The sequence below is a fragment of the Simplicispira suum genome (assembly GCF_003008595.1).
GTDB lineage: Bacteria > Pseudomonadota > Gammaproteobacteria > Burkholderiales > Burkholderiaceae_C > Simplicispira > Simplicispira suum.
The window spans coordinates 739744-765637 of the sequence record NZ_CP027669.1 but is presented as its reverse complement, the minus strand read 5'-3'; the positions used below and the strand labels follow the sequence as shown (position 1 = coordinate 765637).

General features: G+C 65.6%; 19 protein-coding genes. 12 read left to right on the top strand and 7 right to left on the bottom strand.

Annotated features, from left to right (window positions below; translation table 11 throughout):
* From C6571_RS03625 to dcd, 5 genes are all read left to right on the top strand, one after another.
* Complete coding sequence (locus tag C6571_RS03625) at positions 1-1059, top strand: alpha-ketoacid dehydrogenase subunit beta (protein ID WP_245901374.1); 1059 nt, start codon at positions 1-3, stop codon at positions 1057-1059.
* A 2-nt stretch (positions 1060-1061) separates the two neighbouring features.
* On the top strand, positions 1062-2381 hold the full coding sequence (locus C6571_RS03620) for a dihydrolipoamide acetyltransferase family protein (RefSeq protein WP_106448021.1): 1320 nt from the start codon (positions 1062-1064) through the stop codon (positions 2379-2381).
* Between the two features lie 4 nt (positions 2382-2385).
* A complete protein-coding gene (gene lpdA / locus C6571_RS03615) occupies positions 2386-3780 on the top strand; it encodes a dihydrolipoyl dehydrogenase (protein WP_106445481.1) in 1395 nt (464 codons plus the stop codon).
* Between the two features lie 62 nt (positions 3781-3842).
* Entirely contained in the window at positions 3843-5126 is a 1284-nt protein-coding gene (guaD, locus tag C6571_RS03610) for a guanine deaminase (RefSeq protein WP_106445480.1), read from the top strand.
* 67 nt (positions 5127-5193) lie between these two features.
* The gene (dcd, locus tag C6571_RS03605) at positions 5194-5766 is read left to right on the top strand and encodes a dCTP deaminase (protein WP_106445479.1); all 573 of its coding nucleotides are present in this window, start codon (positions 5194-5196) and stop codon (positions 5764-5766) included.
* Between the two features lie 110 nt (positions 5767-5876).
* Here the strand turns inward: dcd and C6571_RS03600 are convergent, their stop codons facing one another.
* Complete coding sequence (locus C6571_RS03600; protein WP_106445478.1) at positions 5877-7553, bottom strand: sensor domain-containing diguanylate cyclase; 1677 nt, start codon at positions 7551-7553, stop codon at positions 5877-5879.
* 154 nt (positions 7554-7707) lie between these two features.
* On the opposite strand from C6571_RS03600, the gene ypfJ reads away from it, so the two are divergent.
* The 3 genes from ypfJ (at position 7708) to C6571_RS03585 (ending at position 12556) form a co-directional block, all read left to right on the top strand.
* Complete coding sequence (ypfJ, locus tag C6571_RS03595) at positions 7708-8562, top strand: KPN_02809 family neutral zinc metallopeptidase (protein WP_106448020.1); 855 nt, start codon at positions 7708-7710, stop codon at positions 8560-8562.
* 69 nt (positions 8563-8631) lie between these two features.
* The gene (locus C6571_RS03590; RefSeq protein ID WP_106445477.1) at positions 8632-10818 is read left to right on the top strand and encodes a SulP family inorganic anion transporter; all 2187 of its coding nucleotides are present in this window, start codon (positions 8632-8634) and stop codon (positions 10816-10818) included.
* Positions 10819-11104: 286 nt separating this feature from the next.
* Positions 11105-12556: a DEAD/DEAH box helicase gene (locus C6571_RS03585; protein WP_106445476.1), complete on the top strand. Its 1452-nt coding sequence runs from the start codon at positions 11105-11107 to the stop codon at positions 12554-12556.
* Between the two features lie 65 nt (positions 12557-12621).
* Here the strand turns inward: C6571_RS03585 and C6571_RS03580 are convergent, their stop codons facing one another.
* The gene (locus tag C6571_RS03580) at positions 12622-13464 is read right to left on the bottom strand and encodes a symmetrical bis(5'-nucleosyl)-tetraphosphatase (protein WP_106445475.1); all 843 of its coding nucleotides are present in this window, start codon (positions 13462-13464) and stop codon (positions 12622-12624) included.
* 24 nt (positions 13465-13488) lie between these two features.
* Here C6571_RS03580 and C6571_RS03575 point away from each other — a divergent pair, with 24 nt between their 5' ends.
* From C6571_RS03575 to C6571_RS03560, 4 genes are all read left to right on the top strand, one after another.
* Positions 13489-14805, top strand: a complete 1317-nt coding sequence (locus tag C6571_RS03575) for a hemolysin family protein (RefSeq protein WP_106445474.1) — start codon at positions 13489-13491, stop codon at positions 14803-14805.
* A 170-nt stretch (positions 14806-14975) separates the two neighbouring features.
* Positions 14976-15263, top strand: a complete 288-nt coding sequence (locus C6571_RS03570; RefSeq protein ID WP_106445473.1) for an H-NS histone family protein — start codon at positions 14976-14978, stop codon at positions 15261-15263.
* A gap of 191 nt (positions 15264-15454) precedes the next feature.
* Positions 15455-18379, top strand: a complete 2925-nt coding sequence (locus tag C6571_RS03565) for an aconitate hydratase (RefSeq protein ID WP_106445472.1) — start codon at positions 15455-15457, stop codon at positions 18377-18379.
* A gap of 54 nt (positions 18380-18433) precedes the next feature.
* Positions 18434-19633, top strand: a complete 1200-nt coding sequence (locus C6571_RS03560) for an FAD-dependent monooxygenase (RefSeq protein ID WP_106445471.1) — start codon at positions 18434-18436, stop codon at positions 19631-19633.
* On the opposite strand, the gene C6571_RS03555 is transcribed toward C6571_RS03560, so the two are convergent.
* The 5 genes from C6571_RS03555 to kynU form a co-directional block, all read right to left on the bottom strand.
* A complete protein-coding gene (locus C6571_RS03555; protein ID WP_106445470.1) occupies positions 19627-20796 on the bottom strand; it encodes a pyridoxal phosphate-dependent aminotransferase in 1170 nt (389 codons plus the stop codon). The genes C6571_RS03560 and C6571_RS03555 overlap by 7 nt on opposite strands.
* Positions 20797-20881: 85 nt before the next feature.
* On the bottom strand, positions 20882-22153 hold the full coding sequence (locus C6571_RS03550) for an MFS transporter (protein ID WP_420852910.1): 1272 nt from the start codon (positions 22151-22153) through the stop codon (positions 20882-20884).
* A 116-nt stretch (positions 22154-22269) separates the two neighbouring features.
* Positions 22270-23550, bottom strand: coding sequence for an MFS transporter (locus tag C6571_RS03545; RefSeq protein ID WP_106445469.1), 1281 nt, complete (start codon positions 23548-23550; stop codon positions 22270-22272).
* 70 nt (positions 23551-23620) lie between these two features.
* Positions 23621-24523 carry a tryptophan 2,3-dioxygenase gene (gene kynA / locus C6571_RS03540; RefSeq protein ID WP_106445468.1) on the bottom strand — a complete coding sequence of 301 codons (903 nt, stop codon included), beginning with the start codon at positions 24521-24523 and terminating at the stop codon, positions 23621-23623.
* Positions 24524-25858: a kynureninase gene (gene kynU / locus C6571_RS03535; protein ID WP_106445467.1), complete on the bottom strand. Its 1335-nt coding sequence runs from the start codon at positions 25856-25858 to the stop codon at positions 24524-24526.
* Between the last annotated feature and the right edge of the window lie 36 nt (positions 25859-25894).

The window sequence follows — 25894 nt, the reverse complement described above, 5'->3', positions numbered from 1 at the left end:
ATGACCACTGCTATCCAGGAACAGACCCAGACTGCCACGGCACAAGCTGTGCCCATGACCATGATCCAGGCGCTGCGCTCGGCCATGGATGTGATGATGGAACGCGACGACAACGTCATCGTTTATGGCGAGGACGTAGGCTATTTCGGCGGCGTGTTTCGCGCCACGGAGGGCCTGCAAGCCAAATACGGCACATCGCGCTGCTTTGATGCGCCGATTTCCGAGTCCGGCATCGTCGGCACCGGCATTGGCATGGCCGCCTATGGCCTGCGTCCCGTGGTCGAGATTCAGTTTGCCGACTATGTCTACCCGGCCACGGACCAGATCGTCTCCGAGCTGGCGCGCTTGCGCCATCGATCGGCTGGGGACTTCACCGCGCCGCTGACCATCCGCATGCCCTGCGGCGGCGGCATCTACGGCGGGCAGACCCACAGCCAGAGCCCCGAGGCCTTTTTCACCCATGTGTGCGGCTTGCGCACCGTGATGCCCAGCAACCCGTATGACGCCAAGGGCCTGCTGATTGCCTCCATCGAGAGCGACGACCCGGTCATTTTCCTGGAACCCAAGCGCCTGTACAACGGCCCGTTCGACGGCCAGCACGACAAACCCGTCGTGCCCTGGTCCAAACATGCCATGGGCCGCGTGCCCGAGGGCTACTACACGGTGCCGCTGACCAGCGCGGCCATCTTTCGCCCCGGCAAGGCCGTTACGGTGCTGACGTACGGCACCATGGTCTGGGTGAGCGAATGTGCTGCACGCGAGACGGGCATCGACGCCGAGATCATTGATTTGCGCTCCATCTGGCCGCTGGACCTGGAAACCATCGTGAACTCGGTCAAGAAGACGGGCCGCTGTGTTGTGGTGCACGAGGCCACGCGCACCAGCGGCTTTGGTGCCGAACTCACGGCGCTGGTGCAAGAGCATTGCTTCTACCAGTTGGAAGCCCCCATCGAACGTGTGACCGGCTGGGACACGCCGTACCCACACGCCCAGGAATGGGCGTATTTCCCAGGGCCTGCGCGCGTAGGCGCAGCCCTGCAACGTGCAGTGGAGGCATGACCATGGGAATTTACGCAATCCGCGTGCCCGACATTGGCGAGGGCATTGCCGAAGTGGAGCTGGTGACCTGGCACGTACAGCCGGGCGATGTGGTGGCTGAAGACCAGTCCATCGCCGATGTGATGACGGACAAGGCCACGGTGGAGATTCCCTCGCCCGTTTCGGGCAAGGTGCTGGCGCTTGGAAGCAGCGTGGGCGACACCATTGCCGTGGGCTCCGAGTTGGTTCGGCTGGAGGTGGAAGGTACGGGAAATTTAAAGGAAAATTCGGCTCCAGCGCCCGTCCATCAAACGCAAACAGCTCCTGTTTCAATAGCAAAAATCGAACCGCCTGCAGCCACCCCAGCGCGAGCTGCCCCTCCGGCGGAGCGTGCTCCTGCCCCTGCACCTGCACCCTTGCGCGCCTCCACAGCGCCACGCGGCAATGCCATCGTGGCGCGCGCTGCAGGTGAGCGCCCACTCGCTTCTCCCGCCGTGCGCCAGCGCGCGCTCGATATGGGGCTGGAGCTGCGCTACGTGCACGGCAGCGGCCCGGCCGGGCGCATCTCGCACGACGACCTGGACGCGCATGCGGCCGCTGGGGGCCAGGTGCAGTCGCAAGGCCCTGCGGGCTATGCCGAGCGCCATGGCGAAGAGGTCATTTCCGTCATCGGCCTGCGTCGCAAGATTGCGCAGAAGATGCAGGAGTCCAAGCGCCGCATTCCGCACTTCAGCTATGTCGAGGAAATCGACGTCACCGAGCTCGAAGCCCTGCGCGCCAGGCTCAACCAATTGCATGGCGCCACGCGCGGCAAGCTCACAGTGCTGCCCTTCCTGGCGCGTGCCATGGTCTTGGCGCTGCGTGATTTTCCGCAAATCAACGCCCGTTACGACGACGAGGCGGGTGTGGTCACGCGCTACGCCGGCGTGCACCTGGGCGTGGCCACGCAGACCGACGGTGGCCTCATGGTGCCGGTGCTGCGCCACGCCGAGGCGCTGGACCTGTGGGCCTGCGCTGCCGGTATCGCCAGCGTGGCCGAAGGCGCCCGCAGCGGCAAGGCGGCGCGTGACGCGCTGTCGGGTTCCACCATCACCCTCACCAGCCTGGGGGCACTGGGTGGCATTGCGAGCACGCCCGTCATCAACCACCCCGAGGTGGCCATCGTCGGCGTCAACCGCATCGTCGAACGCCCCGTGCTGCGGGGTGGGCAGGTGGTGGGCAGGCTGTTGATGAACCTCTCGTCCTCGTTCGACCACCGCGTGGTCGACGGCATGCACGCCGCGCAATTCATCCAGGCCATGCGCGCGCTGCTGGAAACCCCGGCCCTGTTGTTCGTGGAGTAACGCGATGAAGGACATTTCGACAAAGTTACTCGTCATCGGCGGCGGCCCCGGCGGTTATGTGGCTGCCATTCGTGCCGGGCAACTGGGCATTCCTACCGTGTTGGTTGAGGGCGAGCGCCTCGGCGGCACTTGCCTGACCATCGGCTGCATTCCGTCGAAGGCGCTGATTCACGCCGCGCACGAGTTCGAGCGCGCGCAGCACCAGGCCGGCGGCTCACCGCTGGGCATCCGGGTGCAGTCGCCGAGCCTCGACATCGCGCAGACGGTGCGCTGGAAGGAGGGCATCGTCCACCGGCTCTCCGGCGGCGTCGGCGCGCTGCTGCGCAAGGCCGGCGTGCAGGTCGTCAAAGGCTGGGCGCATATCGAAGACGGCAAGACGGTGCGCGTGGAGCCTGCTGACGGCGAAGCCGTGCGCGTGCGCTGTGAGCATTTGCTGCTCGCCACCGGCTCGGCGCCTGTCGAGCTGCCGATGCTGCCCTTTGGCGGGCCGGTGGTCTCATCCACCGGCGCGCTCTCACCTGAAACCCTGCCGCGCCGCCTGGTGGTCGTGGGCGCGGGCTACATCGGGCTCGAACTCGGCATGGCCTACCGCAAACTGGGCGCTGACGTGGCCGTGGTGGAGGCGGCCCAACGCATCCTGCCGGGCTACGACGAAGAGCTGACACAGCCCGTGCTCGATGCGCTGGAAAGAAGCGGCGTCGTACTGCACCTGGGCTGCAGCGTGCAGGGCTACGACGCGCAGCACGGCGTACGCGTGCGCAGCGCCCGCGCCGACGAATTCGCGCTGCCGGCGGACCGCGTGCTGGTCGCTGTGGGCCGCAAGCCCTGCACCACAGGGTTTGGCATGGAGTCGCTGCAACTCGACATGGCGGGGCGCTTTGTCGCGGTGGATGCGCAGTGCCGCACCTCCATGCGCAATGTCTGGGCCATTGGCGACTTGACGGGCGACCCCATGCTCGCCCACCGCGCCATGGCGCAGGGCGAGGTGGTGGCCGAAGTGATTGCGGGCAAGGCGCGCCGCTTTGAGCCCATGGCGATTCCAGCCGTCTGCTTCACCGACCCCGAAGTGGTGGTGGTAGGCCGTACGCCGGGCGAAGCGCGGGCCGCCGGGCTCGACTGTATCGACGCCGCCTTCCCCTTCGCCGCCAATGGCCGCGCGATGACGCTGGAAGCCACCAAGGGCTTTGTGCGTGTGGTGGCGCGGCGCGACAACCACCTCATCGTGGGCTGGCAGGCGGTGGGGCAGGGCGTTGCCGAACTGTCGGCAGCGTTCACCCTGAGCATCGAGATGGGTGCGCGGCTCGAAGACGTGGCCGGCACCATTCATGCGCACCCCACGCTGGGTGAGGCGGTGCAAGAGGCTGCGTTGCGGGCGCTCGGGCACGCCATACACATCTGAGTGCGGGCGGTATCCGCAAGGGCTTATGGCCCAAAACGAAGGGGGCGCTAAGCTCTCGCCCCATGCACATCTACCGCTCCGCGCTGCTGCGCTTTGACGCGCAGGGCGCGCCCCTGTATGACGAAGACGGCCTGCTGGCCATCGCCCCCGATGCCGAGGGCCGCCAGCGCGTGCAGGCGGCCGGCGCCTGGCAGGCTTTGCATGGGCAATTTGCTGGCCAGCCGGTGACGCAGCTGCCGGGCCGAATCATCGCGCCGGGTTTTGTGGATATGCACATCCACTTCCCGCAGACCGACATCATTGGCTCGCCGGCCGAGGGTCTGCTGCCCTGGCTGGAACAGTACACCTTCCCCGAAGAAAGCCGTTTTCACGCCGACACGCACGGCGCGCAGGTAGCCGAGTTTTTCATCGATGAGCTGCTCAGGAACGGCGTGACCACCGCGCTGGCCTTTGCCACCTCGCACCCGCAGTCGGTGGACGCGTTGATGCGTGAGGCACAGCGCCGCAGCCTGCGCCTGATCTGCGGCAAGGTGCTGCAAGACCGCCATTCGCCCGACGGCGTGCGCGATGCGACCGAGCAAAGCCTGCTCGATTCCGAAAGCCTGATTGCGCGCTGGCACGGCGTGGACCGGCTCGGCTACGCCATCACGCCGCGCTTTGCACCCACCAGCACGCCAGAGCAACTGCGCGGCGCGGGCGAACTGGCGGCGCGCCATCCGGACGTGTGGATCCAGTCGCATGTGGCCGAAAACCTGGACGAAGTGCGCTGGGTGCGCGAGCTGTTCCCGCGCTCGCGCAGCTACCTGGCGGTGTACGACGACTTCGGCCTGATGCGCGAGCGTGCGGTGTACGCGCACTGCATTCACCTGGACGAAGCAGACCGTGCGCTGATGCGTGAACGGCAAACGGCGGCGGCAGTCAGCCCCACAAGCAATTTGTTCCTCGGCAGTGGTTTTTTCGACTTTGCGCAGGCCGACACGGCGGGCTTTCGCTACGGCCTGGCCAGCGACGTGGGCGGTGGCACCAGCTTTTCTCCCTTCCAGACCATGATGGCGGCCTACTACGTCGGGCGGGAGGGGCAGAACAAAGAGGGCGTATCGCTGCCGCCGTCCACGCTTTGGTGGCGGCACACGGCGGGCGCGGCAGAGGCGCTGGGCCTGGCCGGCGTCATCGGCAATCTGCAGCCCGGCTGCGAGGGCGACTTTGTGGTGCTGAATCCGCAGGCGACGCCACTGCTCGCGCGCCGCACGGCGCAGGCGCGCAATCTGGAAGAATTGCTGTTTGCCATGATCGTGCTGGGCGACGACAGGCTGATTGAAAATACAGTGATTTCTCAGGCAAAATAGGGCTCTAGCGCTTGATGGACAAGCGCTGTCAGCTATCAAAACCGTAGTACTGGCGAGGGCCTACCTTATGAGCATCAAAAGCGACAGATGGATTCGCCGCATGGCGGAGCAGACCGGCATGATCGAGCCCTTCGAGCCCGGCCAGGTGCGCGAGGTCGATGGCAAGAAAATCATCAGCTACGGCACCAGCAGCTACGGCTACGACATCCGCTGCGCGCCCGAATTCAAGGTCTTCACCAACATCCACAGCACGGTGGTGGACCCGAAGAACTTTGATGAAAAGAGCTTTGTCGATTTCCATGGCGACAGCTGCATCATCCCGCCCAACAGCTTTGCGCTGGCGCGCACCATGGAGTACTTCCGCATCCCGCGCAATGTGCTGACCATCTGCCTGGGAAAAAGCACCTACGCACGCTGCGGCATCATCGTCAACGTCACGCCGTTCGAACCCGAATGGGAAGGCTATGTGACGCTGGAGTTCTCCAACACCACGCCACTGCCGGCACGCATTTATGCGGGCGAGGGTTGCGCACAGGTACTGTTCTTCGAGAGCGATCCGGACGACGTCTGCGAAGTGTCCTACAAGGACCGCGGCGGCAAATACCAGGGCCAGGTGGGCGTCACGCTGCCTAAGGCGTAGCGCCGCATTTTTGCCGAACTTTCCGTGGCCCCTTTGCATGGCGTATCGGCGCGCTGAGTGCATCGGCGGTAAGGGTTGAAGAACGCCGCACACTCACGGCGCTCTCGGCGCTATGGGGTCATGCACACGCGGTTGCGCCCTGCCTGTTTGGCCGCGTAAAGCGCCTCATCGCTGCGTTGCAGCAGGGCGGCGCGTGTGTCCTGGAGATTGCGCAGGCTGGCCACCCCGGCGCTGAGCGTGATCTGGCCCACGTCGGGGTCTGGCGCGGCTGCCACGGCATCAAGCAGTGTCTGCGCCACTTTCATCGCGCCTGCGGTATCGGTGTTTGGCAGCAGCGCCACAAACTCTTCGCCGCCCACCCGCGCAACGATGTCCGAGGCTCGCAGATGCTGGGGCAGTAGCCGGGCCAGGCGCTGTAGCACGGCATCTCCCACAGCGTGGCCCTGGCTGTCGTTGATGCGTTTGAAATGATCGATGTCGAAGGTGACCACGCTCATGGGCTGCAGGTTGCGGGCGGCCAGCGCCAGGGCGAAGCCGATCTGCGCCTCAAAGCCGCGGCGGTTGAGCAGGCCGGTGAGCGCGTCGGTGCGTGCCTGGCGGTCCAGTTCCTGGTTGGCGCGCTCGAGCTGCTGCGTGCGCAGGCGCACCTGTTCTTCCATGTCGTCGTTCGCTTGCAGCATGCGCTCAGTCATGTGCGCCATTGCGCTGGAGAGTTTGAAGACTTCGCGGCTGCTGCCCAGCAAGGGAATGATCGCTTCGTGCGCACCAGCGTTGACGTTGCTTGCGGCTCGGGCCAGTGTTTGCAGATCTTCGCTCAGGCGCCGGGCCAGCAGCCAGCTGAGCAGGGCTGCGACGCCGGCCGCAGCCAGACCGACGAGCAGGGCGACGGGAAGCACGCCAGCGCTGCGCGCGTAGGCCTGCGCAATGGGCTGGCGCGCCACCACCTGCCAGCCCAGATCGCTCACGCCGTCTCGTGCGGGGAGCTGCACACGGGCACTGAGCGCACGCTCGCCGTCCAGCCAGTCCACCACCTGGGCGCGTCCATTTGCGGGGTCCAGCGCCGCAGCGCGCTGCCCGGCCTGGGCGAGCGTCTGCATGCGCTCACGCGGTGCATAAATCAGGTCTCCCGCGCGGTCAAATACAAACACTTCCAGTCCGGCGCGCGCTGCATCGGACGCAACCAGACTTTCAATCACTTCGCCCGTCCATTCCCAGCTGCCGTGCATGCCCACAACGCCCACGAGCCGGCCGTCCACACGCACCGGAGCGGAAAAATCGACAAATCGGGCCGGTTCAGCACCGGGCGGACGCTCCAGAAGGCGCTCGAGCAGGAGTGCCTTGTGCACATCGCCGACGAATGGGCCTTCGAGGCCCTTCTGGAACCACGGCCTGGCGGCGACGCTCTGGCCCACCAGCAGACCCTTTGTCGCGGCCCGCACCTTGCCCTGGGTGTCTGCCATGCCGACCCAGGCGGTGTGCTGCTGGCCCGCCTGGACACGCATCAACATGCCCTGCACCTCGGGGCTTTCCAGACCCTTGCGCCACACGGGTTCCGCAGCGGCCAGAACGCGCGTCTGAACGGCACGTTCGTGCAGGCCATCGGCGAGGGTGCGGGCAGCATTGCTTGCGATCAGTTGCAGGGCGCGCCCGGCCTCGCGCTGGCTGTCGCGCTGAATCCATTCGCCAAACCCCAGAGCCACCAGCACTGCCGTGGCAGCGACCAGCGCACCAAACAACAGCGCAATCTGCGTGCGCAAGCTGTTTCTGGCGAATAGGGCGGCAAACATGGCGCTTCGAGGAAAGGATGTTCTGGGGCTTTCAACGCTTGTGCAGAGCACTGTGCGCAGCGTACGCCCAATCGGCGCAACCGGCTTACAAGCCTTTGCCTTTCTTGGCACTACCATCGGCGCAGCTGGGCGCTGGCCCGCACAGGAGAGCACGATGCGATGGGAAGGCAACAGAGAGTCGAGCAACGTCGAAGATCGCCGCAGCAGCAGCGGCCTGGGCGGGCGCAGCATTGGCATTGGCACCATCGTCGTGGCACTTATCGGCGGCTGGGCGCTGGGGATCAATCCGCTGACGCTCCTGGGTGTGTTGAGCGGCGGCAACCCGGCGCAGGTGCAGCAGGCGCCAGCGCAGCGGCCACCGGCCGAGGACAAGATGGCGCGCTTTGTCTCCACCGTGCTGGCCGATACCGAAGATGTATGGAAAGACGTCTTCCGCCAGCAAGGTGGCCGCTACCAGGAGCCGCATCTGGTGCTGTTTCGCGGTGCCACGCCCACGGCCTGCGGCACGGGCCAGGCGGCCATGGGGCCGTTTTACTGCCCTGGTGATCAAAAGGTCTACATTGACCTGGATTTCTATGAAACCCTGCGCCGCCAGCTTGGCGCGCCGGGCGATTTTGCCCAGGCCTACGTGATCGCGCACGAGGTGGGCCACCATGTACAGAATCTGCTGGGCATCACCGAGAAAGTCGACCAGCGGCGGGGGCGTGTGAGCCAGGCGCAATACAACCAGCTGTCGGTGCGACTGGAACTCCAGGCCGACTGCTTTGCCGGCGTCTGGGCCAACCACGCTCAGCAAGCGCGACAGATTCTGGAGCAGGGCGACGTGGAAGAAGCCATGAACGCTGCGGCCAAGATTGGCGACGACGCGCTGCAGCGCTCACGCGGGGGCGCGGTAGTGCCCGAGAGCTTCACCCACGGCACCAGTGCCCAGCGCCAGCGCTGGTTCGATGCGGGTTTGCAAAGTGGCAGCATGCAGCGTTGCGATACGTTTTCCGCACGAGCGCTGTGAGAGGCTGCTCGTTCTCCAAGGCCACATCAGGCAAATCCTGATACAGCGCCGCCGACACGGGCTCATCCCATGCCGAGTGCACTTTCTCGCCCGTTGCGCCGCCGCCGCTCAGGCCAGGGCCTGGTTCAAGTGCCGCCGCAGGGTGCCGCTCCGCCGCCCTCGGGCATGGCCGCTGCCTGGTCGGCTGCGGCCGTTACCGTGCCGCACGCCGTGGGGCTGGGGCTGCTGGCGTTTGCGCCCCTGGCGGGTGACTATTCTCTGGCTGCGCTGGCGCTGTGGTCGGCCGCACTCCCTGGTCTGTTGCTCACCCTGGCGGCGCCGCGTCCGGGCGTCGTGTATGCGCCCACCACCGTGGTTGCGCTGCTGTTTGCAGCTGTGCTGGCCACCGTGTATGGAGCGGCGCCCAGCCTGGGCCTGAGCGCGCGCCAGGTGCTCGCGGTCACCGGAGCCACGGTGGCGCTGGCCTTTGTTTTTCAGTGGCTGCTGGGCGTTCTGCGCATGGCGTCCGTGGCGCGTTTCCTTCCCATTTCGGTCACACACGGCTTTGCGGCCGGGGTGGGGCTGTCGATGGTGGCAGGCCAGGTGCGCAGCGGCTTTGGCAGTGGGTCGCTCGCCGACGTGCGCATGGGCTGGCATGCCCTGGCGGCGCTGGCCGTGGTGGGGCTGGCCTGGTGGCTGCGTGGACGCTGGCCCCGTGTGCCAGGCCTGCTGACGGCGGTGGCCGTGGTGGCGCTTGCTGTGGCACTGGCTACGTTGTGGGGCATGGGCTTGGGGGCGGTGTTCGTTCCGGCGGCACCCCCCAGTGCGTTTGCCGGGCCGCTGTGGCCCGACTGGAGCGGTATTCCCTGGCTGGCCGTGGTGCAGCAGCAAGGCCAGGCACTGCTGGTGCTTGCGCTGTTGATGGCGCTGGTCAACAGCCTGGAAATCCTCATCTTCAACCAGGAGCTGGAGCTGGAGCACGGCCTGCGCGGCAACGCCAATGCCGCTTTGCGACGCGAGAGCCTGCTGGGCATGGTGTGCGCGCTGGCCGGCATGATCCCTGCATCCACCAGTGCCTCGCGCTCACGCATCGTGCTGGCCGAGTCCGGGACAAAGGGCCACGGCCCGCAGCTGCACGCGGCCATCATGCTGGGTGTGGCGCTGACCGGCCCTTGGTGGCTGCACTGGGTGCCCATGGCCTGCCTGTCTGGCGGCTTGGTCCTGGCCGGCTTGATGCAGGTGCCGCGCCTCATGTGGTCGGCCCAATACGCCCGCAGCTCGCGCCCTACCTGGGCGCAAAGCTGGCTGGTGGGCCTGGTGTTTGCCGTGCTGGGTGGGGTCGGAGCGCTGGTGACCGGTTTGGTGGTAGCCACTTTTGTGCTGCTGCGCGATTCGGCCGCCAAGGTGCTGCGCCACGTGCGGCTCGACGGCGAACTGCGCTCGCGCCGCTTGCGTCGCGCCGCATCGGACGGCTGGGTGTCCCCGCGCATGAATCAGGTGGCGGTGTTCGAGTTGCAGGGGGTCATGTCGTTTGGCGTTGCTGCGCACATGTCTGAGCAAGTTCGCCTGCACCTGCTGCCGCGCCACCGCTGGGTGATTCTGGATGCAGGCCGGGTGCCCGCGTGGGACAGCACCGCCCTGGCGCAGTTGCGCGCCTTGCTCCGCGATCTCGAACAGCAGGGTGTCGCCGCCGCAGTGGCCACGCTCGACAGTTTGGCGGCGGCGCACGCCGGCGCCGGCGTGCGCGCCTTTGCCGATCTGGACCGTGCCCTGGAATGGGCCGAGGTGGCCATTCTTGCCCAGCGGCCGATGGGCCTGCGTCCACCGCGTGGTGGCAGCGATCCGTTGGGCGAGATCGGCGAGGGCATGCACGTCCAGGCCCGCCGCGCTCTGGAGGCCTTGCTGCTGCCTCTGGCGGTCCCCGTGCAGGGCGTGGTGTTCAATGCAGGTGACAGCGACCGCGATCTGCTGGTGGTCGTCTCGGGCCATATCACCCTGAGCACGCAGTGGCCACCCGAGCGCGGCCTGCGCCTGGCCACCGTGGGGCCGGGCATGGTGTTTGGCGAGATGGCCTTCCTCAATGGTGCCGAGCGAAGCGCCAGCGCCGGTGCCGAGCGGGGTACGGCGCAGTTGATGCGGCTGCCGCGCGAACATTTCGACGGTTGGGCGCGCCAGTACCCTGAAGCGGGCCTGCTCCTTATGGAAAACCTGGCCCAGATGGGGGCACGGCGCCTGGCCGCAACCACGCGGCAGTTGCGCTCCGTGCTGGAGCAATAGAAAACAAGGGCGGTTTGAGGGGCCAAAAATGCCCTTTATTCAGGAGCGGCACGGCGTCTGGATCCGCCGGCTGTGGGCAAAAAACCCCATTTCCGCCTTGCAGTGCGACAATAGAGGGCTTAGGCAACGCTGAACAGCCCCTCGCGCACGGCGCATCCCTGGCTCGGGACGGTCTGCGGCGTTGCAAATCCTCGCGATAGCTGCGGCTATCGCTGTGGTTTGCGCCTTGCAGCCCATCCCGATCCAGGGCGCGCCGCATCGCGCAGACATATTCAGCGTCGCCTTAATGACCAGTTCCTTTTCCAATCTTTCGCTGGCAGAACCGCTGGCACGCGCCGTAGCCGAAATGGGCTACGAATCCATGACCCCCATTCAGGAGCAGGCCATCCCGGTGGTGCTCACGGGCCAGGATGTGATGGGCGCGGCCCAGACCGGCACCGGCAAAACCGCCGCGTTTTCCCTGCCGCTTCTGCAGCGTCTGCTCAAGCATGAGAGCAGTTCCACCTCGCCAGCCCGCCACCCGGTGCGCGCCCTGGTGCTGCTGCCCACGCGCGAGCTGGCCGACCAGGTCGCGCAGCAGGTAGCGCTCTACGCCAAGTACACCAAGCTGCGCAGCACCGTGGTGTTTGGCGGCATGGACATGAAGCCGCAGACGCTGGAGCTGAAAAAAGGCGTGGAAATCCTGGTTGCCACGCCCGGTCGCCTGCTGGACCACATCGAAGCCAAGAACGCGGTGCTCAACCAAGTGGAGTACGTGGTGCTCGACGAAGCCGACCGCATGCTCGACATCGGCTTCCTGCCCGACCTGCAGCGCATCCTCTCCTACCTGCCCAAGCAGCGCACCACGCTCTTGTTCAGCGCCACCTTCTCGCCCGAGATCAAGCGCCTGGCGGGCAGCTACCTGCAAAACCCGGTCACCATCGAAGTGGCGCGGCCGAACGAAACGGCTTCCACTGTCGAGCAGCATTTCTACAGCGCGGGCGACGACGACAAGCGCCGCGCCATCCACCAGGTGCTTAAGAGCCGGGGCATCAAGCAGGCCTTCATCTTCGTCAACAGCAAGCTCGGCTGCGCCCGTCTGGCGCGCAGCCTGGAGCGCGAAGGCCTCAAGACCACGGCGCTGCATGGCGACAAAAGCCAGGACGAGCGTCTCAAGGCCCTGGAAGCCTTCAAGAGCGGCGAAGTCGATTTGCTGGTCTGCACCGACGTTGCCGCGCGAGGCCTGGACATCAAGGACGTGCCGGCGGTTTTCAACTTCGACGTGCCGTTCAACGCCGAAGACTATGTGCACCGCATTGGCCGCACCGGCCGCGCAGGGGCATCGGGGCTTGCTGTCACCCTGGTTTCGGGCAGCGATACGCGCCTGGTAGCCGACATCGAGAAGCTCCTCAAGACCAAGATCGAGATCGAGGCCATCGAATACGACAACGAGCGCCCGCAGGGCCGCTTCAACGACGGCCGGCGCGTCTGGCACGAGGCCGAAGAGGGCGCCAGTGCGCCGCGCGCCACCCACCCGGAGCGTGCAGGGCGTTCGCGTGGCGGTTTTCGACCCGCGCCGGTCTCGCGCGACCCCTTCTTCGACAAGCCCTACGAGGCCCCGGCAGAGAGCCAAGCGCCCGGCTGGGAGGCCCCGGCGCGCCCGGCGCGCAGCAGCAGTTCACCCAATATCAAGCAGCGCCGCATGGTGGCTGCGCTGTTCAAGTCGCCGCCTGCCCCTGAGCCAGTGAACGAGAGTTGATTTCAGATAAAAATGGCCTCTAGCGCTTATTCAGTAAGCGTTATATGCTCTCTTTTTAATAGTAATCAACCCGGTTGCTGTGCCTGCGGGCAAGGGACCTGCAGCCATTCGCGCTGTGCCAGATTCTCGCCAAAGCGCACCGCGCTCAGGCAACCGCCCCAGACACAGCCGGTATCGAGCCCCAGCAGATCGCTGCGGTCGAGCTTGCCCAATGTGGACCAATGCCCAAAGGCCACCAGCACCCCGGCGGTGCGCCGCCCCGGCACGTCAAACCAGGGCAGCAGGCCGGGCGGCGCGGTCTTTGCCGATTCGTTGCTGGAAAAATCCATGGCCCCATCGGGCGTGCAAAAGCGCAGCCGCGTCAAGCCGTTGACGATCACGCGCAGCCGTTCGCTGCCCTGCAATGCCTTGTCCCAGGCCGTGGGATGGTTGCCGTACATCTCGCGCAGGAACGGTACATGGCCAGGGCCACGCAGTTCCTGCTCTACCTCGGCGGCCAGGGCCAGTGTGTCTTCTTTGCTCCAGTCGGGCAGAACCCCGGCGTGGACCGCGAGCAGACGCGCGCCGCCGTGCCCATGGCTGCGCGCCAGCGGCTGCTCGCGCAGCCAACCCAGCAGCACTTGGCAATCAGGCGCTGCCAGCACTTCGGCCAGCGTGTCGCGCCGCGACGGCGCGCGCACACCGGCCGCCACAGCGAGCAGGTGCAGATCGTGGTTGCCCAGCAGGCTCAGCAAGGCGCCATCAGCGGCCTTGCAGCGGCGCAGCACCGCCAGCGAAGCCGGGCCGCGGTTCACCAGATCGCCCAGCAGCAGCGCGGTATCGCGGCTGGCCGAGAAATCAATCTGCTCAAGCAGGCGTTCCAGCGCCTGATCGCAGCCCTGCAGATCGCCTATACAGTAAAGTGCCATCGTGTCCTTGCCCCCTTCGGTTTCATGAATTTTCTGATCATTGCGCTGCTGACTCTGCTCAACGGCGCTTTTGCCATGTCCGAACTGGCGCTCGCATCGAGCCGAAAGTCCAAGCTCGCAGCTATGGCACAGGCCGGCGACAAGTCGGCCCAGGCGGCGCTGGCGCTCCTTGAGGACCCCACGCAGTTTCTCTCGTCGGTTCAGGTGGGTATCACGTCGATCGGCATGATCAACGGCATTCTGGGCGAAGCGGCCTTCAGCGATGCGCTGGCGCGCTCGCTGGTGCACTGGGGCCTTCCCGACAGTGCGGCCAGCATCACGGCCACGGCGGTGGTCGTCACCATCATCACCTTCATCACCATCGTGTTTGGCGAGCTGGTGCCCAAGCGCATTGGCCAGCTCTACCCCGAAGCCGTCTCCCGCTTGATGGCCCGCCCCATGACCTGGGTGGCGCGCGTGGCCCGGCCCTTCGTGCGCCTGCTTTCGCTCTCCACGCAGGGCGTTCTCAAGCTGCTGCGCGTGGACAACGACGCTGGCCGCCCCGTGACGGAAGAAGAAATCAGCGCCAGCCTGGCCGAGGGCCGCGACGCAGGCGTCATCGAGCACCACGAACACCAGATGGTGCAAAACGTCTTTCGCCTTGACGACCGCAACCTCACCTCGCTCATGGTGCCGCGCAGCGAGGTGCAGTGGCTCGATGCCAGCCATACCGTGGCTGAGGCTTTGCAGCACGCGAGCAGCGCAGGCGAAAAGGGGGCGCATTCCTGGTATCCGGTTTGCCGTGGTTCGCTCGACGACGTCGTGGGTATGGTCAGCATTGCGCGCCTGCTCGAGCTTGGATGGCAGGCGCCGGGTTTGATTGGCGAATATGTGGAGCCGGCAGCGTATTTGCCTGAAACGCTTACCGGAATGGAACTTCTGGAGCAATTTCGCGCTCGCCGGGCGCGCCTCATATTTGTGGTTGACGAATATGGCGTGGTGCAGGGAATCATGACGCCGCGCGATTTGCTTGAAGCGATTACCGGCGAATTGCAGCCCGATGCAGACATGGACGCCTGGGCCGTGGAGCAGGACGATGGCAGTTGGCTGCTGGAAGGCCAGATGCCGATTGAAGAATTGAAGGCGCGGCTGGATATATCCGAGTTGCCGGATGAAGATCGTGGGCGTTACAACACCTTGGCCGGATTATTGATGGCCGAATGGGGAAGTTTGCCTGAGGCAGGCGCCAGCATCGTCTGTGCAGGCTGGATATTCGAGGTGCTCGCGCTGGAGGGGCGGCGCATCGATCGCGTGCAAGCCCGGCGTCAGCCAGAGGGCAAATCGGATCTGGAGTCGGTATAGCGCTCTGTTGCCCCTTCTTTGTATGAAGCAGTGTTCTAGAGAAATCCAATGCACCATCTTGGTGCGGTTTATGAGTGTAAAAAAATTGGAAAATCAAGTACCGTGTTTACACACCTGCGGAAATCTGTTTCTATAATGGGCCTTCCCTCAACCCACCCATTTGAAAAACCATGCAAAGTTACAAAGAGCTCGTTAAGCAACGTGAAGCGCTGGACCAACAAATCAACCAGGCGCGACAACAAGAGCTGGCCGGTGCCGTTTCTCAGGTGCGTGCGCTGGTGACCGAATTTGGTTTGACGCCGCAAGATGTATTTCCCAGCGGCCGTGCGCGCAGTTCCAGCAGCGGCACCAAGGTGGCGCCAAAATACCGCAATCCAGCCACCGGACAGACCTGGACGGGCCGAGGCAAGGCACCGCGCTGGATTCAGGATCAAAATCGCGAGCAATTCGCCATCTGAATTGGATTTTCACGCCGTACGGCGTGCTGGCATAAGTCCGCTGCGGCGGACTTATGCATTTCTGACGCCGCATCGGCGCTTTGCGTGCCCCTGCATACCCCTGCAGTCAGCGGCCTGGAGCCAAAGCAGTTCACGCGGCTTTGCGCAGGCTGCCAGAATGCATGGGTCACCGCTTTACACAGGAGAGTCCCATGGCCAGCACCCCACGCCCCGCACGACATGCTTTCGCGTCCACGCTCAAGCGATTCAAGACCGCATCGGGCAAGGAAGGGCAGTTCTATTCGCTGCCTGCGTTGGCCCGGCAGTATCCGGGAATCAAGCGCCTTCCGGTCTCCATTCGCATCGTGCTCGAATCGGTGCTGCGCAATTGCGATGGCCGCAAGGTGGCCCCCGAACATGTCGCCGAACTTGCGCAATGGGCTCCACAGGCACCCCGTACAGAAGAAATACCCTTTGTCGTCTCGCGCGTGGTGCTGCAGGATTTCACCGGCGTGCCGCTGCTGGTGGATTTGGCCGCCATGCGCAGTGCCGCCATCCAGTGCGGCAAGAGCGCCCGCAAAATTCAGCCCCTGGTGCCAGTGGATCTGGTGGTGGACCACTCCATCATGGTCGACTACTACGGAAAGAAAAGCGCGCTTGACCTGAATATGAAACTGGAATTCCAGCGCAACCGCGAGCGCTACGAATTCATGAAATGGGGCATGCAGGCCTTTGACACGTTGGGCGTGGTGCCACCGGGCTTTGGCATCGTGCACCAGGTCAATCTGGAATATCTGGCGCGCGGTGTGCACAAGACCAAAGACAAGGTGTACTACCCCGACACGCTGGTGGGCACCGACAGCCACACCACCATGATCAACGGCATCGGTGTGGTCGGCTGGGGCGTGGGCGGTATTGAGGCCGAAGCCGCCATGCTGGGCCAGCCGCTCTACATGCTTACGCCCGACGTGGTCGGGGTGGAACTTACGGGGAAACTTCGCGAGGGCGTCACCGCCACCGATCTGGTGCTCACGGTGACCGAGCTGATGCGCAGCCACAAAGTGGTGGGCAAGTTCGTTGAATACTTCGGCGAAGGCACTCGTTCGCTCTCTGTTCCCGACCGCGCCACCCTCGGCAACATGTCGCCCGAATACGGCGCCACCATGGGATTTTTCCCGGTGGACGAGAAAACCGTTGAATACTTCCGTGGCACGGGACGCACCAAAGCCGAAATCGAGGCGTTTGAAGCCTACTTCCGTGCCCAGGGCTTGTTTGGCGTGCCGTCTGCCGGAGACATCGATTATTCAGAGGTGGTGCGGCTGGACCTCGGTAGCGTCACGCCCAGCGTGGCCGGCCCCAAGCGCCCACAAGACCGCATCGAGCTGGGCAATCTCAGTTCGCAGTTTGCCAATCTGTTCAGCGAGCCCAATGCCCAGACGGGCTTCAACCGGCCGGCCGAGCTGCTGCACACGCGCTTTCATATCCGCGCGGGCGAGCAAGTGGGCGGAGAGCCGACGCCGCTCGACAAACATGTTCCCGAGGGCTCGCCCCGCTTCCTGGAGGAAATGAAATCCAACAAACCCTTGCGCATGGCGGCGCATTCCGAGGGCCACAGCATCACGCCACGCGGCACCGATATTTCCATCGGCAACGGCGACGTGCTGATTGCCGCCATCACCAGTTGCACCAACACCTCCAACCCCAGCGTTTTGCTGGCTGCCGGCCTGCTGGCCAAGAAGGCGGTGGAGGCGGGGCTCAAGGTCAAGCCGCACATCAAGACCTCGCTGGCCCCCGGTTCGCGCATCGTGACCGAATACCTCACCGAAACCGGTCTGCTGCCCTACCTGCAGAAGTTGGGCTTCGACGTGGTCGGCTATGGCTGCACCACCTGTATCGGCAACTCGGGCGACCTCACCTCAGAGATCAACGAGGTGATTACACACAACGACCTGATCTGCTCTGCGGTGCTCTCGGGCAACCGCAATTTCGAGGCACGCATCCACCCCAACATCAAGGCCAACTTTTTGGCCAGCCCGCCGCTGGTGGTGGCCTACGCCATTGCCGGCACCGTGCTGACCGACCTGATGACCGAGCCCGTGGGCAAGGGCAAGGGAGGCAAGGATGTGTACCTGGGCGATATCTGGCCGACCAGCGAAGAGGTGCAGGCGCTGATGAAGTACGCCATGAAGGGCAAGGCCTTCCGCGAAAACTACGCGCGCATTGCCAGCGAGCCGGGCAAGCTCTGGGAGCGCATCAACGGCGGCACGGGCATGACCTACGAATGGCCCAAGAGCACCTACATTGCCGAACCCCCGTTTTTCTTTGATTTCATTGCAAAAAACGGAGCAAACAAGACAGGTGCAGCAAGCGCTAGCGGCCAAAATGAGCCAAAACTTCCCAACGTGCTGGGCGCACGCATCATGGCGCTGTTTGGCGACTCCATCACCACCGACCACATCTCGCCTGCCGGCTCCATCAAGGAAAGCTCGGCGGCCGGCCAATGGCTGCTGCAGCACGGTGTGATGAAGCAGGACTTCAACAGCTACGGCTCGCGACGCGGCAACCACGACGTGATGATGCGCGGCACCTTTGCCAACGTGCGCATCAAGAACCTGATGGTGCCGCCCACGGCCGATGGCTCGCGCGAGGAGGGCGGCATCACGCTCTACCAGAACGACGGCCCGCTGCAGGGCTCCAAGATGTTCATCTTCGACGCCGCCATGCAGTACATGGCCGAGGACACGCCCACCGTGGTCTTTGCCGGCGAGGAATACGGCACGGGTTCCAGCCGCGACTGGGCGGCCAAGGGCACGCAGTTGCTGGGCATCAAGGCCGTGGTGGCAAAGAGCTTCGAGCGCATCCACCGGTCCAATCTGGTGGGCATGGGGGTGTTGCCGCTGCAGTTCAAGGGCAAAGATACGTGGGAGTCGCTGGGGCTGCAGGGGAACGAGCGCATCGACGTGCTGCCCGATCCCGCGCTCACGCCGCGCAGCGACACGCGCCTGGTGATCCACCGGGCCGACGGTTCGCGCAAGGAGGTGCTGGTGACGCTGCGCATCGACACCCCCATTGAAATCGACTACTACCAGGCCGGCGGCATTTTGCCCTTCGTCCTCGGCCAGCTGCTTGAAGTTTGAGGCGGTGGCAGGCGCAGCAGCAGACCCGATGGCCCGAGTGCGCGAGCGCTGCGCATGAGTGAGCAGCTTCTCGTCGCAGGCGGCGGCATCGGTGGCCTGGCGGCTGCGCTGGCGGCTACCCATGCCGGCTGGGACGTGCGCCTGTATGAGCGCGCGCCGGTCTTCAGCGAAGTGGGCGCCGGCATTCAGCTTGGGCCCAACAGCGTGCGCTGTCTGCAGGCCTGGGGGTTGCAAAAACCGTTTCAGGCAGTGGCGGCGTTTCCTGAGCGGCTTCAGGTGCGCAGCGCACTCAGCGGGCAGCCGCTTGCCGAGCTGGAGCTGGGCGCCGCAGCCATTGCGCGCTACGGCGCTGCCTATGGCACGGTACACCGCGCCGACCTGCATGCGTTGCTGCTCGAAGCGCTGTCGAAACGACCGTCGCTGCAACTGCACACGGGCGTCGCCATCGACCGCTTCGCCGAGGCCGGCAACAGCGTGGTCCAGGTGCGCACCGCCAGGGGGCGAGAGATCGAAGGCGACGCGTTGCTCGGTGCCGACGGCTTGTGGAGCACGGTGCGCGCCCAGTTGCTGGCCGATGGGCGGCCGCGTTTTTCCGGCCACCTGGCCTACCGCGCACTGGTGCCGCAAGGGGGCTTGCCAAAGCGCATGCGCACATCACAGGTCACCGCCTGGCTGGGGCCGCGCCTGCATGCGGTGCAGTACCCGGTGCGCCGGGGAGAGATGCAGAACCTGGTGCTCATCGTGCACGGCGAAGCACCGGACGACCTGGAAAACTGGGACCACAGCGCCAATGCAACCGATGTGCAATCGGCCTTGGCCGGCACCTGCAGCGCGCTGCAGGACGCCATCGGCGCAGTGGCGCACAGCCGGGGCCAGTGGCGATTGTGGCCATTGTGCGACCGGCCACCGGTGGCAGGGCCGGCCGATATGGCACGCGGACTCGTCGCTCTGCTGGGCGACGCCGCCCACCCCATGCGCCCCTATCTGGCCCAGGGCGCCGGGATGGCGATTGAAGACGCGGCCGAGTTGCAGCGTGCGCTCGCCATGCACGACGTCGAGGTCTCTTTGCGCCTGCGCCGCTACGCCCTCAACCGCTGGCAGCGCAACGCCCGCGTGCAGGTGCGCTCGGCGCGCAATGGCCGCATCTTCCACGCCACCGGGGCGATGCGCTGGGGGCGCGACGCGGCGCTGCGCACGCTGGGGCCGCGCTTGCTGGATATGCCCTGGCTGTACGGCGACAGCAAGGGCTACTGATCCTGCGCCGCCAGCCAGCGCTCCAGGCGCTGCACGCCCAGCACCAGCCGGCCCCGGTCCTTCGAGGCAAAGCACCAGCGCAGCCAGCCCTCGGCCTCGGGGCCGAAGGCGATGCCGGGGGCCAGGCCGAGGCCCGCCTCGGCCACCAGGCGCTTGGCCAGTTGCAGCGAATCGCGGTGGCCGGCAATGCGCAAAAAGGCGTACATGCCACCCGGCGCCGCGCTCGTCTGCACGCCGGCGATAGCCTGCAGGAGCGGCACCAGCGTGTCGCGGCAGCCCTTGAGGTGGGCGACGATGCGCGGCGTGATGGATTCGGTCTGCTCCAGCGCGGTCAAGGCGGCGCGCTGCACGAAGACCGGCGCGCACGAGGTGTTGAACTCCAGCAGCTTGCCCATCTGCGGTGTCATTGCTGCGGGCATGGTCAGCCAGCCCAGGCGCCAGCCGGTCATCAGAAAGGCCTTGGAAAAGCTCTGCACCACCACCAGCCGGTCGTGTGCATCGGCAATGTCCAGAAACGACGGCGCCGCGCCCTGGGCCGTGTCCCCGGCGTAGTACAGGCGTTCGTACACCTCGTCCGACAGAATCCAGGTGCCGGTCTCGCGGCAGCGCGCCAGGATGGCCTGCTGCTCGGCGCGCGAGAGCGTCCAGCCGGTGGGGTTGTTGGGCGCGTTGACCACCAGCAGCCGAGTCTGGGGCGTGATGGCCGCCAGCAGCGCGGGCAGGTCGAGCGTCCAGGCGCCGTCCGCCTGGGGCTGCAATGCCACGCAGCGCAGGCGTGCACCCAGAATAATCGGCTGCGCCGTGAGGTTGGGCCACACCGGGGTGACGGCCACCACCTCGTCGCCCGCGTCGATCAGCGCCTGCATCGCCAGCATGAGCGCGTTGACGCCGCCCGAGGTGATGGCAATGCGCTCCACTGCCACCGGGCCGTGCAGCCGGCTGGCATAGTCGGCCACCGCCTGGCGCAGTTCGGGCAGCCCCAGGTTGTGTGAGTAAAAGGTCTCGCCCGCCTGCAGCGAGGCAATGGCCGCCGCGCGCACCACCTCGGGCGTGCCCTCGTCGCTTTCGCCGAACCAGAATGGCAGCACGTCGCCGCGCCCCATGCCGGCGTTGGCCACTTCGCGGATTTTGGATTCTTCGAGGTTCAGGATGGCTTGGCGCATGGGATCGGCGTGCGTGTGGGTGAAAAAACCAGAGGATCAGATCGTAGCCGGGCTGCGCCATCTGCCAGAGCGGCCCGGACCCGTCTCAGGCGCGCGTGCCTTCCGGCGCCGGAAGTCGCCAGAAGGCCACCGCGCCTCCCAGCAGCAGCGCCGCAAGCAGGCCGAACACCGCCCGGTACGGCTCCACACCGTGGTCTTGCGCCACTGCAGCGGCCACGCCGGTGAGCCACTGGGCCAGCGCAACGCCGAGGAACATGGCCATGGTGAATACGGCCATGGCCCGGCCAGTCAGCGCGGGCGGGTAGGCCGAGCGCACGTCCGCGTACTGCAGCACGATATAGCCCGACAGAACGCCCACCAGCAGCGCGCCGCCCACGTCCACCCAGCTGCTTTGCACCAGCGCCATCGCAGCGAAGATGGCTGCGACCAGCAGCGTGAACCCGATGATCCAGCGGCGCCTGCGTTGTGGACCGGGGTCGGCGCGTCCAAACAAGGCCGGACCTACCAGGGAAATCAAGGACACCAGCAGCGCCACGTTGCCGCTGGCCACGAGACTGAAGTGGTGGCGCTCGATCAGCACCGGGCCCAGCCACAGCCCGCGCAGCGTGAGGAAGCCCGCATAGGTCACCAGTGCCAGCAGCAAAATGCCCAGCGTGTGTGGCAGCAAAAAGAGCGCACCGTAGCTGCGCACGGCCACGGCCACCGATTCGCCTGGCGGTGCGCCGTGCCCTGCACCCTCGGGTTCGTGTACCAGCCAGGCAATCAGCAGCCAGGCCAGCAATGCCAGGCCCGCCAACACCATAAAACCCGCGCGCCAGGACCACTGTGCCACCAGCCAGGCGAGCGGCGTTCCGGTAAACAGCATGCCCATTCCGCCCAGGCCCATCGCCAGGCCTGAGACAAAAGCGAATTGCCGGGGTTCGAAATAGCGCGCAACAAACACCGTGCACACCAAAAATGCCGGCGCGCAGCCCAGGCCGATCAGTACCTGTCCCAGCAGCACGGCCCCATAGCCTGGTGCCAGGGCCGACAGCAGTGCGCCCACAATCGTCAGCGGAGACGCCACCAGCACCGTGCGCCGCACGCCATACAGGTCGATGCCAATGCCCATGAACATCTGCATGCCGCCAAAGGCAAACGCAAAAGCCCCGGCAAACAGCCCCAGGGCTTGCGGCGAGAGGCCAAATTCGCCCTGCAGCCCGGTAGCGATGATGGCGGTCACGGTGCGAAACGCCTGACTCAGCGAAAACCCCGCAATCAGCGCCAGCAGCATCACCCAGCGCCCAGCCAACGCAGGCGCCGGAGCAGGTGGGCAAGCGTCTTGCGGCGGCAAAGGGGGTGTCTGGGGAGTGGACATGCGGGTGCTGCCTTGGAGCCTACACGGTAGCTCTTGCCCGTGCTGTCGCGGCTGCATCACTCTTGTTTTGATAGCAATATACGCAGTGCAGATATGCGCTAGAGACCATTTTTATACTAATTTTGTGTCGGCTCCGCATTCTGCCGGTGCAGCAGAGGCGAGGCCGGCAGGAAGCGAAACGCGGTCGAGCCCAGCGCCAGCGCAGCGGCAATCGTGGCCATCACGGCGCGGTAGGGCTCGATTCCGTGGCCTTGCGCCCACCCGGCCACCCAGCCGGTGAGTGACTGCATCAGGCCCACGCCCAGAAACATCGCCATGGTGTAGAGCGAGAGCGCCCGTCCGGTCAGGTCGGGCGGGTAAGACGAGCGCACATCGGAATAGAGCAGGATGGAGTACCCCGACAGCACCGAAATCGCCAGCACCAGTGCAAGGTTGATCCAGGCGTGCGGCGCCAAGCCCACCCCGAGGTAGAGCGCCGAGATGCCGAGCGAGCAGTTGACCACCCAACGGCGCCTGCGCGTCGGACCGGGGTCGATGCGGCCAAACAGGGCCGGGCTGAAGAGCGAAATCAGCGACATCGCCACCGCCATGTTTCCCGCGCCCACCAGCGTAAAGCCGTAGCGCTCGATCAGCATGGGCCCGATCCACAGCCCGCGCAGCGCCAGAAACGAGGCGTAGGCCACCATGCCCAGCAGAACGATGCCCAGGGAATGCGGCAGCACAAACAGTGCGCCAAAGCGCCGCACGGCGGTGCCCCAGTGCTCGCGCTCGGGCGCGGGGCTAGGCAAAGCAGGCTCGTGCACACGGCGCCAGATCAGCAGCCAGGCCAGCGCGGACAACGCCGCCAGCAGCACAAAGCCGCTGCGCCAGCCCGCGCGCGCGACCAGCCAGGCCAGGGGTGTGCCGGTAAACAGCAGCCCCAGCCCACCCACGCCCATGGCAACGCCCGACACGAACGCAAAGCGCGCATGGGGGAAGTGCCGGGAGATAAACACGGTGCAGGCCAGAAACGCAGGTGCGCAGCCCATGCCAATCAGCAATTGCCCCAACATCAGCCACGGGTAACCCGGCGCCCAGGCCGAGAGCGCCGCGCCGACGATGGTCAGCGGAAACGCGCTCAGCACGGTGCGGCGCAGGCCGTACACATCCATGCCGATGCCCATGAAAAACTGGGTGACGCCAAACGACAGACCAAACAAGCCGGCAAACGCGCCCAGCGAGGCCGGGGTCAGGCCAAAGTCGTTCTGCAGTCCGGTGGCCATGATGGCGGTGACCGTCCGGTAGGCCTGGCTCAGCGCAAAGGCCGAGAGCAGTGCCAGCAGCATGAACCACAGCGTGGTGGCTGTGGGCGCTGCGGGCACGGCATCTTGTGGCTGTGGGCTTGGCGGTTGGGGCATGGAAGCAGCCTACACGCAGCCTGGCATGGCGGCTGTCGCGGGTGCGAGCGGCGCAGCCGCGCGGCAGCCTTCAAAGGTCCGTCCGCAGCGCCCAGATTTCCGGGAACAGCACCACGTCCAGCATCTTGCGCAAATAACTCACGCCCCCCGTGCCGCCGGTGCCGCGCTTGAAGCCGATGATGCGTTCCACCGTGGTCACATGGCGAAAGCGCCACAGGCGAAAAGCGTCTTCCAGGTCGGTCAGCTCTTCGCCCAACTGGTACAGGTCCCAGTGCTGCTCGGGCTGGCGGTACACCGTGAGCCAGGCCTGTTCGACGGCGGCATCGGACAAATACGGCTGCGTCCAGTCGCGCTCGACATGGCTGGCCGGCACGGAAATACCACGGCGTGCCAGCAGGCGCAGGCATTCGTCGTAGAGCGAGGGCGCCTGGTAGGCCGCCTGCACCTGCGCCAGGCGATCGGCGTGGTGCGCGTGTGGCTTGAGCATGGCGGCGTTCTTGTTGCCCAGAGCGAACTCAATGCAGCGGTACTGGTAGCTCTGAAAACCGCTCGACTGACCCAGATAAGGGCGAATGGCGGTGTACTCGGGCGGCGTCATGGTGGCCAGCACGTCCCAGGCGTGCACCAGCTGCTCCAGAATCTTGGACACGCGCGCCAGTTTTTTGAAGGCCGGCGGCAGTTCGTCCTGCGCGATATGGCCGATGGCGGCGCCCAGTTCGTGCAGCATCAGCTTCATCCAGAGCTCGCTCGTCTGGTGCTGCACGATGAACAGCATTTCGTCGTGCGCCGGCGAGAGCGGCTTTTGCGCGCCCAGAATCGCGTCGAGCTGCAAATAGTCGCCATAGCCCATGCGTCCCTGAAAATCGAGCTGGGCGCGCTCGGCGGCGACGATGGATTCCGGGGTGGCACCTGCGTCACCATCGGCTGGCGCGCCACCGGAGCTGCTGTCGGGGGAGAAGGGGCATGAAGTCATTTAGGTCACCGCGTTGATTTGCTTGAATTCCGGGCGCTGCCATTCGGCGCTTTCCAGCACCTGGCGCAGATGCTCCACCGCATGCCAGACGTCTTCAAAACCCAGGTACAGCGGCGTGAAGCCAAAGCGCAGGATGTCCGGGTGGCGCGCGCCGTCGCCTTTTCTGAAGTCGCCAATGACTCCGCGCGCAATCAGCGCCTGCACGATGGCGTAGGCACCCTCGTCCTTGGTCAGGCAGACCTGCGATCCGCGTGCGCCATGGGCGCGCGGCGTGGCCAGGCCCAGCCCGTGTCCGGCGCAGCGTTCCTCCACCAGCGCAATGAACAAGTCCGTCAGCGCCAGCGACTTGGCCCGCAGCGCCGCCATGCCGCCCAAGGCCTGCGCGGCGCCAAACACATCCAGCCCGCATTGCAGCGCCGAGAGGCTGAGGATGGGCTGCGTGCCGCACAAAAAGCGGCGAATGCCGGCAGCGGGCTGGTATTCGGGCGTGAAGGCAAACGGCGCTGCGTGACCAAACCAGCCCGAGAGCGGCTGCATGAACGGCAGATCGGTGCGGCCGGCATGGCGCGGGTGCACCCACACAAAGGCCGGTGCGCCGGGCCCGCCGTTCAGGTACTTGTAGCCGCAGCCCACGGCGAAATCGGCAGACTTCGACGCTCTCCATTCCACGAAATCGGCGCCGTCAGCGTGCAAATCCACGGGCACGGCGCCCGCGCTGTGTGCCAGGTCCCACACGCAGACAATGCCGCGCGCGTGCGCCGCCGCCGTGATCGCGGCCATGTCGTGCATCGCACCGGTGCGGTAGTTCACGTGCGTGAGCATCAGCACGGCCACGTCGTCCTGCAACGCGGCGGCGATGTCCTCGGGTTCCAGCAGAACCAGCTCCAGGCCACGTTCGTGGCACAGGCCTTCGGCAATGTAGAGGTCGGTGGGAAAGTTGCTGCGCTCGCTCAGCACTTTGGTGCGCGCTGGCGTATCGACGCCCGGCGCGTCAGCGCGCACGATGTTGAGTGCCGCGCTCAGCACCTTGTAGAGGTTGATGGACGTGGTGTCGGTGCACACCACTTCGCCCGGCCCGGCGCCAATCAGCGGCGCAAGCTGGTCACCCAGACGCTGAGGCAAATGGACCCAGCCGGCGTCGTTCCACGAGCGAATCAGGCCCTGCGTCCATTCCTGCTCCACCACCTCGGCCACACGGGCCGCAGCAGCTTTGGGTGCGACGCCCAGGGAATTGCCGTCCAGGTAAATCACGCCATCCGGCAGCGAAAAGTGCGCGCGCAAAGGGCGCAGCGGGTCTTGCGCATCCATCGCGCGGCAGTCTTGCAAGGTGGTCATATTTTAAAAATACTCTCGTTTTGATAGCTTCTTGCG

What these genes read in the sequence shown, in the direction of transcription:
- C6571_RS03625 (WP_245901374.1), top strand. Translation starts at nt 1, where the DNA reads ATGACCACTGCTATCCAGGAACAGACCCAGACTGCCACGGCACAAGCT.
- C6571_RS03620 (WP_106448021.1), top strand. Translation starts at nt 1,062, where the DNA reads ATGGGAATTTACGCAATCCGCGTGCCCGACATTGGCGAGGGCATTGCC.
- lpdA (WP_106445481.1), top strand. Translation starts at nt 2,386, where the DNA reads ATGAAGGACATTTCGACAAAGTTACTCGTCATCGGCGGCGGCCCCGGC.
- guaD (WP_106445480.1), top strand. Translation starts at nt 3,843, where the DNA reads ATGCACATCTACCGCTCCGCGCTGCTGCGCTTTGACGCGCAGGGCGCG.
- dcd (WP_106445479.1), top strand. Translation starts at nt 5,194, where the DNA reads ATGAGCATCAAAAGCGACAGATGGATTCGCCGCATGGCGGAGCAGACC.
- C6571_RS03600 (WP_106445478.1), bottom strand. Translation starts at nt 7,553, where the DNA reads ATGTTTGCCGCCCTATTCGCCAGAAACAGCTTGCGCACGCAGATTGCG.
- ypfJ (WP_106448020.1), top strand. Translation starts at nt 7,708, where the DNA reads ATGCGATGGGAAGGCAACAGAGAGTCGAGCAACGTCGAAGATCGCCGC.
- C6571_RS03590 (WP_106445477.1), top strand. Translation starts at nt 8,632, where the DNA reads ATGCCGAGTGCACTTTCTCGCCCGTTGCGCCGCCGCCGCTCAGGCCAG.
- C6571_RS03585 (WP_106445476.1), top strand. Translation starts at nt 11,105, where the DNA reads ATGACCAGTTCCTTTTCCAATCTTTCGCTGGCAGAACCGCTGGCACGC.
- C6571_RS03580 (WP_106445475.1), bottom strand. Translation starts at nt 13,464, where the DNA reads ATGGCACTTTACTGTATAGGCGATCTGCAGGGCTGCGATCAGGCGCTG.
- C6571_RS03575 (WP_106445474.1), top strand. Translation starts at nt 13,489, where the DNA reads ATGAATTTTCTGATCATTGCGCTGCTGACTCTGCTCAACGGCGCTTTT.
- C6571_RS03570 (WP_106445473.1), top strand. Translation starts at nt 14,976, where the DNA reads ATGCAAAGTTACAAAGAGCTCGTTAAGCAACGTGAAGCGCTGGACCAA.
- C6571_RS03565 (WP_106445472.1), top strand. Translation starts at nt 15,455, where the DNA reads ATGGCCAGCACCCCACGCCCCGCACGACATGCTTTCGCGTCCACGCTC.
- C6571_RS03560 (WP_106445471.1), top strand. Translation starts at nt 18,434, where the DNA reads ATGAGTGAGCAGCTTCTCGTCGCAGGCGGCGGCATCGGTGGCCTGGCG.
- C6571_RS03555 (WP_106445470.1), bottom strand. Translation starts at nt 20,796, where the DNA reads ATGCGCCAAGCCATCCTGAACCTCGAAGAATCCAAAATCCGCGAAGTG.
- C6571_RS03550 (WP_420852910.1), bottom strand. Translation starts at nt 22,153, where the DNA reads ATGTCCACTCCCCAGACACCCCCTTTGCCGCCGCAAGACGCTTGCCCA.
- C6571_RS03545 (WP_106445469.1), bottom strand. Translation starts at nt 23,550, where the DNA reads ATGCCCCAACCGCCAAGCCCACAGCCACAAGATGCCGTGCCCGCAGCG.
- kynA (WP_106445468.1), bottom strand. Translation starts at nt 24,523, where the DNA reads ATGACTTCATGCCCCTTCTCCCCCGACAGCAGCTCCGGTGGCGCGCCA.
- kynU (WP_106445467.1), bottom strand. Translation starts at nt 25,858, where the DNA reads ATGACCACCTTGCAAGACTGCCGCGCGATGGATGCGCAAGACCCGCTG.